Raw genomic sequence first — 15,728 nt, forward strand, 5'->3', positions numbered from 1 at the left:
GCTCTTTTTTGGTTTTATTCAAGGATTTTTTAGAGTGGAATGACTTACTCGAACGCGCGCGAAACTTCTTTATTAACTCGTCTGAGAATGCTGATTTGCTCCTCATTCAATCTGCTGGTCAACGCAACAAACTCATCTATCGCCTCTTGCCGAATCGTTTCGTCTTCAGTCATATGTTCTTTGGAAAACATTAACTCACTGATAGACACGTTTAAGGCAGTTAACACTTTCTCCAAGGTATCAATCGAAAAGTTTCTTTCGCCACGCTCTAATGCACCAATATATCGATAGTCCAAGCTTGCGATGTCAGCTAGCTTTTGCTGTGTAAGTCCCTTTGCATTTCGAATAGCCCGGATTCTTATACCCATTTGCTTGCGTAATTCTGTCATATAACCACCTCATAACAAGCTTATGGAAGATGAAGTGTAAAATTCAGATAGAAGGGAAGAGTTTAATTCTTTTTTTGCTGTAACTCAACTAAACCAACAATGTTTTTAGTAATAGTAGTAAGAATTTCGAGCTCTGTTGTTTCTCTTGAATTTATGAGTAACATAAGCTCATTTATGATCTGTTTTCGATCCGTATTTTCGTCGAATTGAAAAAGTTCAAAGGGTGGAACTTTTAATGCTAGAATTATTTTTTCCAACGTCTCCAATGAAATATTTCGATCTCCACGTTCTACTCCACCAATATAACTGTAATGAAGTCCTGCTGCTTCTGCTAGTTGTTCCTGTGTCCATCCTTTAGCTTTTCTTAGTTCTCGTATTCGGTTTCCGACACTTTCTGGTAAACTCATGTAATCACCTCCACTTAAGGTTAGAAGAGGAGAGAATATCGTTACAGACCATCTTGTACAAAATAAATATATATAAAACTGTACTTTTAAGTACTTTTTATATTGACCTCCTTTTCCTCTTTCTATACAATTGGCTGTAAATGGAAAAACAAGGAGGACCTATTCTTGAGAACTTCTATCCTGGAATCACTCAAACCGGACATCATTGTTGAAATGTTAGAGATGGCTGTGGCTTTTGGAAATTGGAAAAAGGTGATGGAGACGGCAGATATTTTGTACCAATGTGTACAACGTATCTATGAAGAACGACAGTATCATAAAGCAATGGAATTACCCATCCCGCATGTCAATTTAGAACGTCCGTTGGTATATTATTTTGGGCTCAGTCACCTGATGTGTGGAATGGCTCACCAGAACCAAGGTACATATGAGCAGGCAAGGGAGTGCATCTATAAGTATGCTGAGCTGGGGTGGATGGAGGATTTAAAGGAGGAAGACAATCAGGTTGTGGAGGAATTCAGGTTTTTAGCCAAAACTAATTTATATGCAGTAGATATTTTGTCTGGAAATATAGAGCTTGTCGAGGAATACGTAGCCTTTTTGCAGGATAATCTAGAGGAAATATTACCGGGGCTGAATACCATATTACAGGCAGCGCTTATGTATCATTTGGATGTAGGAGATATTTTACATACGTTTGCAGAGCAGATTGATGAATTCGGGAGTTATGAAGACGCAGAGAACGTATCTTACTATTATAGCTATTGCTATCATTTGGCTTTGTACTATCGGAAGTGTGGCAGATTACAGGATGCAGTGGGACTTACTTTGCGGGCGATGCAACTAGCTGATCAGTCGGGTAATGATCGTAATTTCAAGAGATGTACGGCATTGTTCGAATCATTACGGGAGTCAGCGACAGCGGAACAAATCAGCCAATATCGACAGATGCTAATGCAGTGTGTTGATGAATATGAAATGGATAGGCATTTCATTGTAGAGGGCGTAAATGAATGATCCGCTATAATCTGAACAGGGAATAGGCTCGTAGTGGAGAGGAAATAGATAGGTAAGAGACGTTGCAGGTGCTAAAATAACTATGTTAAAGGTATTTTTTCATGTTAGGGATCGTAAATGCGATTTTACATTATCATTCGACATAGATAGGGGTATGGAATTTGTTTATTCAACTTATAGGTGTTGGCAAGTTAAAAGAGAAGTATTTGGTCATGGGCATTCAGGAATATGCCAAACGGCTAGGGCCATACATCAAGTTCCAAATGATCGAAGTAGCCGATGAAAAGGCTCCAGACACACTGAGCGAGGCGGAAGTCCGACAGGTCAAGGAGCGAGAGGGCGAGCGCATCCTTGCTCATGTGAAAAGTGAAGCACATGTCATTGTGCTTGCCATCGACGGCAAACTGTGGAGCTCGGAAGAACTCGCAGAGGAATTGGACAAACTCGGCACCTATGGTACAAGTCATGTTGTCTTCGTCATTGGCGGCAGTCATGGTCTCTCTGACGAAGTCCTTCGCCGCGCCCAGCAGAAGCTGAGCTTCGGAAGGATGACCTTGCCACATCAGCTGATGCGATTGGTGCTGGTAGAACAGATTTATCGGGCGGTGAAGATTAATCGTGGGGAACCGTACCATAAGTAACGGCAACGCAAATTTGTGCCTATCGATAGATACGGTGAATATAAATTATAGTTTGAGACTCCCTATGAGTATTTTTATTAGGAAATAGTCAAAAGTAAGAACCGTTATTAAAAACACACTAGCGATAAAGTAGAATACTGCTATATGAAGTCTTTTGCGATAATATAAATAGCTAGCAGTAGCAATTAAAAACAGTGTGGGAAAGGCTATTGATAGTGAGTTAAATAATATTTTCAGTAATCTAAACATTGTATTAATTTCACGATTTATTGAAATAAAGTCCAGCAGTGCAAACACAGCGAACCCGCTAAAAGCAATACTTAGAATAATCATTTGGGTTCGCAAGTTGTAATTATCAGCAAACTGCCGTAGCACAATCGGTAATTTTGAAATTCTTGATGGAATCGATTTTGAGAAATAGATAATTATCTGCAATGCAGAAAGAAACCGATTAAAAGCGGTGCCAATAAATTTAGTCACGCGATGCCCCCACGAAGTACTAACGGATTCATCAGTTAACAATGAGTTGTTGTACGCAATAAAATCATTATTACTTCTGATAAGTAACTCGTAGCTTTCTCCACCATAGTATACGGATTTTTTTAGAAGGATAACAACATCTTCTACGTCTTCAATATTATGAAGATGCAAAGCAGTTAAATAACTGTTTCTGGCTTTTTTCTGTAAGGCTTCTTCTTTGCGATCCAGTAGAAGTAATCCTATAAATGAACCTATGATATATGGCATCAGAGTCACGTTAATAAACTTATCAAACAACTCTTTAAACGTATTGCTATTTGTTAGATTGAGAAATTCTTCAAAACCTTTTGCATCAAATCCTATAACAAATGTATTAATGCTGTTTGATACATCTTGTGATACAAATAATAGTAATAGTATCAACGCATTAAAAATGTAATTCACGAAAGTAAATGCATTTTTTGATCGTTTAAAAAAATATGGCGGTGTAATACCGATAATAAGTACCTGAATAAAAATTGAGACGAGCAAGTTCGATAAAAAATATGATCTATCCGACGCAATGAAAATAAAGCCTACTCCTACGTGAATTAAATTATCAATAAAGCCCTGAAATTCCACACTAGTAAACGAAGGCGGGGTTCCTGTTTCAAGAAACTTCATTGAAAAGGCAAGTAGCGAAGTAATAATTAATAGCAGTACCATGAAGGAGATTATTAGAATCATTAGACCAAAGAATGTCGAAACCAATATCATTAACACAGGACTGACTTTTGAATGGCTTAACCTAATTATCAGTATGAACGCAAATGCAACCAAGAAGAGAAATGGTAGCGTAACATCATTATTGTTGAGTATGGATGGACGATTAAATATCACTTCTACCCCAACTAATAATGTGGACACTAATAAAAAACACCCGATCAACAATTTAATGGCATTATGCATAATACTCTTCCTGTGAAGCAAATCATTAAAGTAAGAGTTAATATAAAAATACTGTAGGTCTTTCAATCCCTTTATCGACTTGAAAACTCTCCAACTCAATATAAACGCAGCATATATTGAGTAGCTTGTAGATATTATCATAAGCAGAGTGAAAATCGGGTATTTATGAGTCAATACAACTAACATAATATTCATGGAATTAAAAGCAAAAAATCCATTAAATGATAATATTTTTTCATGCAACCACTTAAAAATAATAATTCCCTCCTGTTGATTGTCATTAGTTTTATATGAAAATGTTGCCGATAACCATATTTCGATTATCGGCAACATTTTCATAGTATTTGAGACAGCTAGTTTATTTATTCTTTAAGCATACCGATTATTTCATCACAGGATTTACAACTATTGTATAAATTCAAGATTGTTTCATTTCTTCCTCAGAAAACCCGGAGGATTTTGCGATGATATCGATATATCACATCATCATGCCCTAAGACACACGAAGTAGATACGCACGTTAATGAATTCGCGTAGTCATATGTTATTGTAAGGAAGTATCTGAATCATCCGAGTTTATCCTATCAATAGATACAGTGAACCGTATCATAAGTAACGGCAACGCAGATAAATTTAGGACTAAAGAAGGAACTCAATGATTGATGTCGAATCCATATTATACAAAATGCCCCAAAGGGAGTGCGCATATTGACTTACTTCATAGAGACTGTTCCTAATATTATTGATAACAAAAAGCTTAGAGAACCACAAATTGAAGCTTATATTAAGATTAAGGAATATTTTGAAAGTAACCCGACAGGCGAAGCATTGGTAGTTTTACCTACTGGTACAGGTAAGAGTGGTTTAATATCAATTGCACCTTATGGGGTTTCGTCTAAGAGAGTCCTGGTAATAACTCCAGGTCTGGTGACAAAAAAGAGTGTGGTTAAGACATTGCATCCATTAGAGGATAATTTCTGGCTGAATCAGGATGTAATATTCTCCCCTGAGGATATGCCAGTGGTGGAGGAATATGAAACTGACATGTTAATGTCTAGCTTAGAGAAATGTAATTTTGTTATTACGAATGTCCACAAATTAAATATTAATAGCCCAAATTCTTTATTAAGTAAAGTACCACGAAATTTTTTTGATTTAATTATTGTAGATGAGGCTCACCACTCTGTAGCAAATACATGGGTTGAAGCCTTACGGTATTTTTCAGAAGCTAAGAAATTGCACGTAACAGGGACTCCTTATAGAGGTGATCATCAAGAATTGCCAGGCGAGGAGATTCACAATACATCTTTATCTGAAGTTATGGCATTGAAATATGTAAAATGGCTTAGGAAAGCAACCATTAACAACGACAATTTATATTTTTCTATTCCTGGTGACCCTAAAAAATATAGTAAAGATGAAGTTCTTGCTAAAAAGGAAAAAGAGTGGATTGAGAAATCCATCGCGCTTTCCAAAGAATGTTCAATGGATGTTATAGATGAAAGTATAAATCAACTTAAAATCATCAAAAATACTTCTCCTAATGTTCCGCATAAGATTCTGGCTGTAGCATGTAGTATTGAACATGCAAGAGATGTTGCATACTGGTACAAAGAAAAGGGGAGTACAGTCTGTATCGTTCATAGTGGGATGAAGCCAGATGAACTTGAAAAAGCATTTGTGGACATTGAGGAACATAGATGTGAAGTGGTTGTTTCCGTAAACATGCTAATGGAAGGGTACGATCATAAATATTTGACAGTTTTATCTCTTTTTAGGCCTTACAGGAGTTTAAATGCATTTGCACAAGTAGTAGGGAGAATTTTAAGAGCTATTCCTAGTGATGAAATAACAGATTTTGCAATAGATAATAATGCAGTCGTTATATTCCATGAAGAGATAGGTCTAAATTTAATGTGGGAAGTATTCTCTAAGGAAGTTGAAAATAGCAAAAAAATTCCTGTGAAAGATTACGAGATATCTGATAGAGAATATACAAAACGAGAAATTGTATATGCCTCTATTGAAAAAGATGAGTATTTTATAAGTGATAAAGAATCGTACCTCTCTGGGCTTGATTTCAATGAAATGTTTGAAGAAGCGAGACGTCAAATTGATTCAGAACTGGAGAGTAAAATCCAAAAACTCAGAGATGCAGGGTTTAGTGAGGAAGAAGTACTCGCAGCGAAAGATGCATTAAGAAAGCAGTCAATTACATCCAAAAAAATGGAGCTTGATGAGTTATTACTATCCAAGAGACCAGAGTTATTAAGGAAAAAAACCAGAGGGCTCTTATTTAATAATGCTAATGAAGCTGTACAAGTAATACTTTCCGAAAAGGATATTAATCCCAAAGGAACTGAGTTATATTTTAAATTTAATAAGATAATCCATAACTTAAATAGTGATTGTACCAATGATGGAATATTGGTAAGATACATTAATGCAAGATTATATTTAAAATACGGCCCTGTTAAGAAAAGAGAGCCGGAGGCGCTACTTGAGTCACAGAAGTATCTTGGTGTGATAATTGAAGAGCTGAGGAGGATGCTATAGTGGAAATAACAACTATGATAAACAAGAAAATCAATGAATTGATAAATTTATTGCTTACTGATGGGGTGCAACCCTACGATTTAATTGATAATATCTTTTTACATGAGTATGATGAGATATCTTATAAGAAACAAAATGGAATGATTATTGGTGAACTTACCTTTTTGGAAAACATAGCTTCAAGAACTTTAAAAATTAAACTTAGATATCACTATACCCTTGATAAGACGTTGGTAAAAATAGAAGAGGTAATGTGCGGAGAAGCAAAGTTACTGTGGGATAGAAGTTCTACTGAAACAAAAATCCTTGATGAGTTAGTAGGTTTATTAATCGAGGTTTATAATGAAAGCCAGATGTCGAATTTCATTTCAACTTTACCTGATAATCTCAAATCAAAAATTGAGAATAAATTATATAACTTAACGGCGTAAAATAGGAGAGAGGCAGGGCATTAGTGCCTCTCTTCTATTTTTTTGTGACCAATTTGCTATGGCACAGGAATAAATGAAACTCAAGGAATGCGTTGCTTACTTTGTTTAATGTATTACCATCTGATAAAGCAGGAAAATCTAATTAATTGAAGAAAATTAATATATGGGAAAATATACCCAAGACAAAAGAACTTTAAGGAGAGGGAGAATTTGAGAACAATTTCGATAATAAATTATAAAGGCGGAGTAGGAAAAACTACAATTTCTGCTAACATTGCAGCTGAATTAGCCTTCAGGGGAAAAAGAGTTTTAGTTATTGATTTAGATCCTCAGGCTAATTTAACGTTCTCCTTTATTGATGTCTTAATGTGGCAGAAATTAGTCGAGCAGGGCAAGACTATTAAGCATTGGTATGATGAGTTTCTTGATAATGATAGAGACTTAAGTCTGAGTACTCTAATAGTAAGTCCTAGTAATATAAAAAATCAGCTAGAGAACTACAAATCGGTTGGGAAGGTTGATATAATAAGTTCCCATCTTGAACTTATTAATGTGGACTTAGAGCTTGCAACAAGATTGGGTGGGGCAACAGAAAGGACTATTAGAAGTAACTATCTTAGACTTTTGTCTCGTTTGAAGAAAAGGATTAGGGAGCTAGAGAATAGTTATGATATATTGATAATAGATTGCCCGCCTAACTTCAATATTGTCACACAAAATGCGATTATCGCAAGTGATAATTACTTGGTTCCAGCAAAGCCAGATTATTTATCAACTTTAGGTATTGACCAGTTAATCAGACACATTGAGAATTTGAAAAATAACTATAATGAATATGTTTCAAAAGCGAATACACAGGAATGGAATATTATAAATCCGGAAATAATAGGTGTTATATTTACAATGGTGCAGATTTACAATGGTGAACCAATTGGTGCCCAAAGGAATTATATGGCTCAAGTCCAACGTACTGGAACTGTTACATTCGAAAGCTTCATGAGAGAAAATAAAACAATCTTCTCAAGTGCACCTGAGTATGGTGTACCCGTTGTTTTAAAGGGAAATGTAAATGGAACGTATCGGGAAGTTAGAGATGAACTTGAAGGAATTGTAACCGAGTTGATTACAAGAACGGGTCTGTAACCTTGTATCATAAATTAAGAAGAAGGTGTTGAAATGTCTAATTCAAAAAACGATCTGATATTAGTGATGAGGTTGTTTCAGAATTTCATACAGGGACTTTCATCAAATGAGTTGGAAAGTATTCTAAATGGTAGGGGTACAATAAAGTATGCTGAGAAGAAAATTCCATTAACAGTCAAACAAGAATTTGATGACCTTATAGCAGAGTTATCTAGACTTAATTATGAACAAGAAATTGTCACAAAGTTAAAGTCCAGCCTGATTCTTAGTTCTAAAAATAAGTATATAGAATTATGTAATTATCTCGATATTCAAATAAAGTCAAAAGAAAGCGTCAGCTCAATTGAGCAGAAAATAGCGCAGTACATTTTAGAAAATAAAGATTTTATTATGCTAACTCTAAATAATCATGCCGATACAAATACAATTATTCAAAATATTTCATACAAGCTAGAGGAATTTAACGATCCTCAAAGTGCCATTGAATTCCTCAAAAGCAATGATTTATTGTTAGCAAAAAACAATTTAATATTATTAGCTAAACAACTCAATGTTTACCTAGAGAAAGATCTGAATAATGATGCAATCATTAAAAAAATAGTTGATGCAGTTGTAGTGGCTAAATTGAGGTCACTTGCAATAAGGAATAATAAAGGTTTAGATCCTAAAAAAGAAGATTAAGCTAAGGAAAAGCTGTGGTACTGTACCGGCAGCTTTTTTTCGTTGCCGAAGCAACCAATGAGGTGAACCGTATCACAAGTAGGGCGAAAAGAAAATCACCGCTAATTGAAACGTCAAAGAACAATCAATGTCCTTGACGCTTCTCCGACGTTTACGTTGAAGGCCTCGGTTGGTTGTGATATTTTATTAATTCAAGAAATATATTGAAAATAACACAACGAATCAAACTTTAGGAAAAGGAACCTTTTGAAACAGATATCCATGGACACACATATTTATTGGCATTAGAAAATGATAGTTACGGACAAGAGGTTTTCCTACAACATAAATACGAAGATGACCAAGAATATGATTTTAGTCGCAATCAGATTTAATTGATTTTCTTAATGAATTTGTATCTAAACTTAGCATTCATGTTGAAAGGAGAATGGAGATGACTGTAAACCTTATCTTGAATTATATGGATGGAGATTTCATCGAAACCATAGAAGCTCCAATTTATAAAGCGTATCGCAAGGGTACTTCTTTTCAACTGTATCGTTTAAATCGCAACCCTACTCGTATTGAACACAAGGAATTGTTGGTTATCGATGAATCGGGGATTGCCCCAGAGTGTATGTTTAAAAGTGTTACAGAATTTTGTGAAAAAATTATCCCCTATTTATTGAATAGGAAAAGTGAGTCATTGTTTTTATTTGGGGAGTACTATGATGCAGAGAAAGATAAGATGATGGACATTGATGATATTGAGATTCCCTGTTTATAGGCGGGGCAGCCACCTTACAAGAAGAAGAGAAAAAGTAGTCGGATTTGAGTCGGTTTTCAGAGAAACAAACCGGAAGAATCGCTCCAAAACAGGAGGTTACATATGAGTTCTATTCTAAAAGTTATAGAAAAGCTAAAGTTGAACGTCTTGAATATTGAGGATGTCCCAGATTCATTTAGTTCTGATGTATACAAACTTACTCTTGCCAGTGGAGAAAACGTTTTTGTAAAAATTCCATTTAACAAGGATAAACTATTCCGTGAATTTCAGATGCTTGAAACATTGAAGGGCATAATACCTGTTCCTAGGGTATTGGACATTTGGTACGGGGATGAAAGTACTACTGGAGCATTGCTTCTTTCAGCAATTCAAGGTATGCCTTGTACAGGAGACATTGATGAGAAACTCTCTTTTCAAATTGGCGTGTATCATGCTATGCTCCACGAGGTTAAAACTGCTGGGTATGGTTACCATGTGACTGATGGTTTTAAGCTACTTGACCAAAATAATTGGAGAGTACATATCAGAAGTAATTTCGAAAAGTGGAAAGAGCCATGCAAAGAGATTCTCGACTCAGGATTGTATGAAAGATGTATTCTTCACTTTGATGGAGTTTTCTCTGCTTTACCGGATCCTGACGGACCATGCATTGTTCACATGGATTTTAGACCAGGTAATATATTGGTGAATGGTAACGAGGTTGCTGGCATTATTGATTTCGAGAGTGCCCGTGGAGGATCGTCGGAAATAGATTTTACAAAAGTCAATCGATATATTTGGGAAGTCAATCCAAGAACAAAGATACCGTTTATTGAAGGTTACCAATCGATTCGACCTATGTTGGCTCTGGAAAGTGTGCTGCCATTTTATGATTTTTACGATGCTTTCTGCGCAGTTGTTTGGTGTAAAAAGAGAGGAATTGAAAAAAATCAAACGTTCCTTCAGGAAAGTATTCTTACTTTAAGAAATTCGGTGGGTTATTGAGTTCAGGTGTCTGATGTTCATTAGATGTATTAGAAAGGTCATCCCCCTGAGGGATGGCCTAAAAACTTGCCCCGGTCATTTTTTATCAGATTAAGAACTTCTTTTTCCATAATCCCACCTCAAGTCTCTGTAATATCATATTGATAATATTCACTTAGCGTTCTTATGAATGCCTTGTAGTCATCTTGCTGAGTAGTTGAAGTAAATAAAGGTTTTACTCCATTTGCTTCTTTGTAACCTTCAAAGTTCTCACTTTGAATTTCAACCAACTAATAATCCGCTTTACTAACTAAGCAATCACGGTGAACCGTATCATAAATAACGTCATGTTTTGAAGACCGCGGAATTCCGTGGCACCGAAGGGTTCCGAAAGTGATTTAGTCCTGATGTAGCGAGATATGCTATAATTTGGGCATGAAATTTTGCTGCGGATCGGTTGTCTCCATCCCATGTCATGACCGGCTGATTCTATACGAACCCAAACGAAGGGAAAGGACGTGAACACATGTAAGCTCCATGCCTAACCGCTACTGCGATAACCAACTAAATATGCCCAAGGGCTAAGGAGCGAATGAGCATGGAGATGACATGGGAACTGGAGAGCCTGTATCCGTCCTTCGGATCGGAGAAGTATCGGGAAAACCAGACGCGGGCGTCGGCGCTTGTACAAGATTTAAAGGAATGGACGGCGCAGCATCTGCAGGAAGGCGGACACAGCCGCGCAGAGGCGTTGCCGACGCTGGAGACCTATTTAACGCGTTATGATGCATACCGGAGTATTTATCTCTGCCTCTTCAGTTATGCGGAACTGCGATTCAGTATAAATGGTAGTGATGATGAGGCAATGAATGCGATGGATGAGCTGGAGCAAATGGAGGCAGTGGCGGAACAAGCCCGTATCGCCTTCGGCAAATGGCTTGCGGAGTTGGAGAACTTAGAGTCTCTGGCAGTAGAGTCGGCTTATGTGCGTAGTCAGCTTTTCTATTTACAGGGACTGCGGCAGCAGTCAACGCATCGACTAGGGAAAGAAGCGGAGACAGCGATAACCTTGATGCAGAGCACTGGCTCCAAAGCATGGGGGAGACTGTACATGCGGACCATCTCAAGCTTGCGTAAAGATCTGGTAATTGGCGGGAAGACCCAGAGTGTGGGGCTGTCGGACCTGCGGAATCTGGCTTATGACGGTGAGGCGGCTGTGCGAAAAAAAGCATACGAATTGGAGCAGGAAGCCTGCGCGAGCGTGGCGGAGCTGAGTGCGGCTTGTATTAACGGCGTGTGTGGGGAAGCAATTGCGATATGTGGGTTGCGGGGCTACGCCTCTCCGCTGGACAAGGTGCTGGAGGCGTCCCGGATGGAGCGAGGGACGCTAGAGGCGATGATGACGGCAATTCGTGAAGGACTGCCGGCCTTCCACCGCTATTACAGAACTAAAGCACGGTTGCTAGGGCATTCCGGAGCTTTGCCTTTTCATGACGTGTTTGCCCCGCTGGAAGGGAAAGCGTCCGCTCTAATATCTTACTCCGCAGCGAAGGATATCATCGTGTCTGGATTCCATCGGTTTAGCGCGGAGCTAGGCAGGTTCGCTGACCGTGCGTTTCTGCGGCGCTGGATCGATGCAGAGCCGCGTGCGGACAAAGGCGGGTTCGGGATGTGCGTCGATATTTTCCCTATTGGCGAAAGCCGAATCATGACTAGCTTCAATGGCCATTATATCGACGTCAGCGTGCTAGCGCATGAGCTTGGACACGCCTATCACAGCAGTTGTCTGATCGGACAACCGATGGTGAACACGGATTATCCTGTGCCGCTTGCAGAGACTGCGTCGATTTTTTGCGAAAGTCTAATTCAGCAGGAACTGCTTGAACTCGCGCCGAAGGGCGCGTCACTTGCATTGCTGGAGCGCACGCTGTCTGACGCTGGTTATTATATCGTCGATTTCTATGCTCGTTATTTGTTTGAGAGCCGGCTGTACGAGCGAAGACAGTTCGGAGCTTTGTCTGTTCAGGAGTTGAACAGCTTGATGCATGAGGCGATGGTGGAGGCTTACGGCAATGGCGTGGATGCGGCAAGCATTCATCCTTACCAGTGGATCAGCAAAGCCGGTTATTACATGGCGGGGAATGAGTTTTTGAATTTTCCTTATTCATTTGGCTTGTTGTTCTCCAAAGGCCTGTACGCCCGGTATAAGAAGCACGGCGGTGATTTCGTGCAGCGGTACCGCACATTTCTAGAAGCCAGCGGTTACACTACCGTTGCGGAAGCTGCAAGGCTCATGGATGTTGAGCTGGATTCGCCCGCCTTCTGGCGGGAGGCGATGGCTTTGCTTGCGGAGGAAATTGGAGCATTTGCCGACGAGGCGTAACGTCCCGAACTGAGGGCATACAAAAACAAATTTTTTTAAGAAAAGGGCCATCCACCAAGGATGGCTCTAAACTTGCTGTTACAGCTAGCGGGGGGAACCGTAGCATAAGTAGGGGCAAGTTTTACTTGCTTTTTTATGCAGGAACTACACGGTATGTGTAACGTGAAGAGGGTCATGCTGTTGCTGGAAAGTATTCAAGCTGAATTCAAGAAGGAACGCATCGCTGGAAAACTAAACGTAAAGTAGAGAATCCGAAGGCAAACGGTAAAAGGCTTCGTGACTCATTGCGATTTAATTCAAGACTTTCGCCAATTCCGTTTGTCCCGGTGTTTAGCTGATTAAATTTGAAAGGACAAAGTTATGAACAACTTAATAATGAAACATTGGTCTGCTGAACAACGTGAGTTGCCTGGGATTAATTGCATTGCTTTTGCTAATGGTAACGTAATTATTCTAAATGTCGGGACATATTACAATCCTAACAACAATGAGCGCTCAATGTACTGTTCTCCCCAGTGTGATACAACTATTGAGAGTATTGAAAAATATAACACCGGACATTGGACAATGGTTGATGCGTGGACGAGTATTGACTATCAAGGTGGTAAAATCTATGGCGGGGATGGGCAAATGGGAAATGAAGGCTTCATTGCTTGCACAGATACAAACGACAGTTTGGTTTGGGGTATTTTTTTGATGAAACAAATCCTATAAAAAAATTAAGTGTAAAAGATAAAATTTTAATTGCTATTAATGAACATGAAGATATGAGGATTGAAATTAACCTGGATACCCTTATAGATATCAAGATGACCTCTCTCAGGTAACCACTGTAGACCCTCTCTCAAAACCAACTCCTACCCACTCTCCCGATTTCTATGCTTTAATAAAATGAGTAGTATTAACAAGAAGCGTTGAAAGTGGGATTCTATGAAACGACTAACGATTGGCCTGTTCGCCCATGTGGATGCAGGTAAGACGACTTTTGCGGAACAGCTGCTGTACCATACGAACAGTATCCGGTCGCGGGGGCGGGTGGATCATCAGGATGCGTTTCTGGACAGCCACGACATCGAGCGGGCAAGGGGCATTACGGTGTTCGCAGATCAGGCGGTAATAGAATATAAAGGAGACAGCTATTATTTAATAGACACGCCCGGACACGTCGATTTCTCCCCGGAGATGGAGCGGGCGATTCAGGTCATTGATTATGCCATCCTGATTGTAAGCGCAGTTGAAGGTGTCCAGGGTCATACGGAGACGGTCTGGCAGCTGTTGCGCAAACATCGGATTCCGACGTTCTTCTTTATCAACAAGACGGATCGGATCGGTGCGGATGCAGGCAGAACCGAGGCGGATATCCGACAGCAGTTAACGGGGGAAGTATGCTGCATTACACAGAGCTTGGCTGACGGCATAGTTGGCGAGCCGCTGCGGGAGGCCATGGCAGAGCGGGATGATGCCTTACTGGAAGCTTTCCTAGAGGGGAGAGAGGATTCCGGCTTCTGGCTGGAGGCCTTGCAGAGGATGATAGCGGCGGGTCTCCTCTTCCCCTGTGCTTACGGCTCTGCGCTTCAGGATACAGGCGTCATTGAATTTCTGGATCAGCTGCATCTGCTGACGACAACCACTTATGACGAGAATGCTTCGTTCCAGGGGCGGGTTTATAAAATTCGGCACGATGCAGGCGGAGCGAGACTCACGTTCATTAAGGCGCTGGGTGGTCGGCTGAAGGTGAGGGAACAGCTTAGTTACGAGAGCGGCGGGGTTCAATATGACGAAAAAGTTACGCGGATCTTCTTGTTTAACGGCCTTAAATCGCAGCCGGTGGAACAAGTGGAAGCCGGCGATTTGTTTGCGGTTGCCGGCTTGTCCGCCGCCGAAGCTGGGCAAGGCCTTGGGTCGATATCAGACAAGTTAACTTACGATTCGGAGCCGACGTTACAGTCGAAGGTATTATTTGACAATTCAATACATGTACAGAAGGTGCTCGGTGCTTTTCGCACGCTGGAGGCGGAGGAACCGTCTCTAAACGTCGTTTGGGATGAGAAATTGCAGGAGATTTCTATCCGCGTCATGGGATTGATTCAACTGGAAGTGCTAGAGCAGCTTGTTAGAGAGCGGTTTGGCTTTGCTATCTCTTTTGGACAACCGGAAATCTTGTATAAGGAAACGATTCAATCGGCTGTGAAAGGGTACGGCCACTTCGAACCGCTCAGGCATTATGCGGAAGTGCATTTGCTGATTGAACCGGGAGCAAGAGGCAACGGCATCATGTTCGATAGCAGATGTCATGCCGATGATCTGAATATCAGCTATCAAAATCTGATTCGGAATCATCTCTACGAACGGGAGCATCACGGGCTGCTGACCGGCATGCCAGTCACCGACGTGAATATTACGCTGCTGAGGGGCCGCGCGCATAAAGAACATACCCACGGCGGCGATTTTCGTGAGGCTGCCTTTCGAGCACTACGGCAGGGTCTGGAGAAGGCGGACAACGTACTGTTGGAGCCCTATTACGATTTCAAAATCAAGGTCGCTATCGATGAAATGGGCAGGGTTCTGTCCGATATTCAGCGTGCTTCAGGTATTTTTAATCCGCCGCAGACAACCGGAACGCAAGCGGTGGTCACGGGCAGGGTGCCCGTGTCGACTTTCATGAACTACAGTGCCGAATTTGCATCCTTTACGCATGGACGAGGCAGTATCCGCTGCGTGTTCAGCGGCTACGACCGCTGCCATAATACGGAGGAAGTCATAGAACGAATGGGCTACCGCAAAGGGGCAGACCCACTGTATACATCCTCCTCCATCTTTTGCGCCAAGGGGGCGGGTTACTCGGTGCCATGGGATGAGGCGGAAGCCAAGATGCACCTTGAATTAGAACCTTAATCGTCATACTTCCAGGATTCGGGTGGAA

At 40.3% G+C, this 15,728-nt stretch carries 14 protein-coding genes; 11 read left to right on the forward strand and 3 right to left on the reverse strand.

The genetic code is table 11. The features are described 5' to 3' along the window. Positions 1-44: 44 nt before the first annotated feature. Complete coding sequence (locus AC5ELV_RS09020; protein WP_493429907.1) at positions 45-389, reverse strand: helix-turn-helix domain-containing protein; 345 nt, start codon at positions 387-389, stop codon at positions 45-47. Positions 390-451: 62 nt separating this feature from the next. After that, positions 452-796, reverse strand: a complete 345-nt coding sequence (locus AC5ELV_RS09025; protein WP_069012356.1) for a helix-turn-helix domain-containing protein — start codon at positions 794-796, stop codon at positions 452-454. Positions 797-961: 165 nt separating this feature from the next. Between AC5ELV_RS09025 and AC5ELV_RS09030 the strand changes: the two genes are divergently transcribed. Together AC5ELV_RS09030 and rlmH are read left to right on the forward strand one after the other, a co-directional pair. Next, positions 962-1,813 (forward strand): DNA-binding protein, encoded by an 852-nt coding sequence (locus AC5ELV_RS09030; protein WP_493429908.1) that lies wholly within the window; start codon positions 962-964, stop codon positions 1,811-1,813. A gap of 161 nt (positions 1,814-1,974) precedes the next feature. Next, positions 1,975-2,454 (forward strand): 23S rRNA (pseudouridine(1915)-N(3))-methyltransferase RlmH, encoded by a 480-nt coding sequence (gene rlmH, locus AC5ELV_RS09035; protein WP_013312768.1) that lies wholly within the window; start codon positions 1,975-1,977, stop codon positions 2,452-2,454. Positions 2,455-2,499: 45 nt separating this feature from the next. On the opposite strand, the gene AC5ELV_RS09040 is transcribed toward rlmH, so the two are convergent. Next, positions 2,500-3,882: a hypothetical protein gene (locus tag AC5ELV_RS09040; protein ID WP_493429909.1), complete on the reverse strand. Its 1,383-nt coding sequence runs from the start codon at positions 3,880-3,882 to the stop codon at positions 2,500-2,502. A gap of 708 nt (positions 3,883-4,590) precedes the next feature. On the opposite strand from AC5ELV_RS09040, the gene AC5ELV_RS09045 reads away from it, so the two are divergent. From AC5ELV_RS09045 to AC5ELV_RS09085, 9 genes are all read left to right on the forward strand, one after another. Further along, the gene (locus AC5ELV_RS09045; protein WP_493429910.1) at positions 4,591-6,438 is read left to right on the forward strand and encodes a DEAD/DEAH box helicase; all 1,848 of its coding nucleotides are present in this window, start codon (positions 4,591-4,593) and stop codon (positions 6,436-6,438) included. Continuing rightward, on the forward strand, positions 6,438-6,869 hold the full coding sequence (locus AC5ELV_RS09050) for a hypothetical protein (RefSeq protein WP_493429911.1): 432 nt from the start codon (positions 6,438-6,440) through the stop codon (positions 6,867-6,869). The genes AC5ELV_RS09045 and AC5ELV_RS09050 overlap by 1 nt, the downstream gene beginning before the upstream one ends. 210 nt (positions 6,870-7,079) lie before the next feature. Next, the gene (locus tag AC5ELV_RS09055; protein WP_493429912.1) at positions 7,080-8,012 is read left to right on the forward strand and encodes a ParA family protein; all 933 of its coding nucleotides are present in this window, start codon (positions 7,080-7,082) and stop codon (positions 8,010-8,012) included. A gap of 33 nt (positions 8,013-8,045) precedes the next feature. After that, positions 8,046-8,693: a hypothetical protein gene (locus AC5ELV_RS09060; RefSeq protein WP_493429913.1), complete on the forward strand. Its 648-nt coding sequence runs from the start codon at positions 8,046-8,048 to the stop codon at positions 8,691-8,693. A gap of 433 nt (positions 8,694-9,126) precedes the next feature. Continuing rightward, on the forward strand, positions 9,127-9,459 hold the full coding sequence (locus AC5ELV_RS09065) for a hypothetical protein (protein WP_493429914.1): 333 nt from the start codon (positions 9,127-9,129) through the stop codon (positions 9,457-9,459). Positions 9,460-9,561: 102 nt separating this feature from the next. After that, positions 9,562-10,443 (forward strand): phosphotransferase family protein, encoded by an 882-nt coding sequence (locus tag AC5ELV_RS09070; RefSeq protein ID WP_493429915.1) that lies wholly within the window; start codon positions 9,562-9,564, stop codon positions 10,441-10,443. A 577-nt stretch (positions 10,444-11,020) separates the two neighbouring features. Beyond that, positions 11,021-12,805, forward strand: a complete 1,785-nt coding sequence (locus tag AC5ELV_RS09075) for a M3 family oligoendopeptidase (RefSeq protein ID WP_493429916.1) — start codon at positions 11,021-11,023, stop codon at positions 12,803-12,805. 360 nt (positions 12,806-13,165) lie between these two features. Beyond that, positions 13,166-13,519, forward strand: a complete 354-nt coding sequence (locus AC5ELV_RS09080; RefSeq protein WP_493429917.1) for a hypothetical protein — start codon at positions 13,166-13,168, stop codon at positions 13,517-13,519. A gap of 216 nt (positions 13,520-13,735) precedes the next feature. Beyond that, positions 13,736-15,700 carry a GTP-binding protein gene (locus AC5ELV_RS09085; RefSeq protein ID WP_493429918.1) on the forward strand — a complete coding sequence of 655 codons (1,965 nt, stop codon included), beginning with the start codon at positions 13,736-13,738 and terminating at the stop codon, positions 15,698-15,700. The last annotated feature ends 28 nt before the right edge of the window (positions 15,701-15,728 follow it).

The organism is Paenibacillus sp. NMA1017, assembly GCF_058895805.1.

Bases quoted from the DNA above. Each gene is read 5' to 3' on its own strand.
- AC5ELV_RS09020 (WP_493429907.1), bottom strand. From the start codon at position 389: ATGACAGAATTACGCAAGCAAATGGGTATAAGAATCCGGGCTATTCGA.
- AC5ELV_RS09075 (WP_493429916.1), top strand. From the start codon at position 11,021: ATGGAGATGACATGGGAACTGGAGAGCCTGTATCCGTCCTTCGGATCG.
- AC5ELV_RS09080 (WP_493429917.1), top strand. From the start codon at position 13,166: ATGAACAACTTAATAATGAAACATTGGTCTGCTGAACAACGTGAGTTG.
- AC5ELV_RS09070 (WP_493429915.1), top strand. From the start codon at position 9,562: ATGAGTTCTATTCTAAAAGTTATAGAAAAGCTAAAGTTGAACGTCTTG.
- AC5ELV_RS09025 (WP_069012356.1), bottom strand. From the start codon at position 796: ATGAGTTTACCAGAAAGTGTCGGAAACCGAATACGAGAACTAAGAAAA.
- AC5ELV_RS09060 (WP_493429913.1), top strand. From the start codon at position 8,046: ATGTCTAATTCAAAAAACGATCTGATATTAGTGATGAGGTTGTTTCAG.
- AC5ELV_RS09065 (WP_493429914.1), top strand. From the start codon at position 9,127: ATGACTGTAAACCTTATCTTGAATTATATGGATGGAGATTTCATCGAA.
- AC5ELV_RS09040 (WP_493429909.1), bottom strand. From the start codon at position 3,882: ATGCATAATGCCATTAAATTGTTGATCGGGTGTTTTTTATTAGTGTCC.
- AC5ELV_RS09085 (WP_493429918.1), top strand. From the start codon at position 13,736: ATGAAACGACTAACGATTGGCCTGTTCGCCCATGTGGATGCAGGTAAG.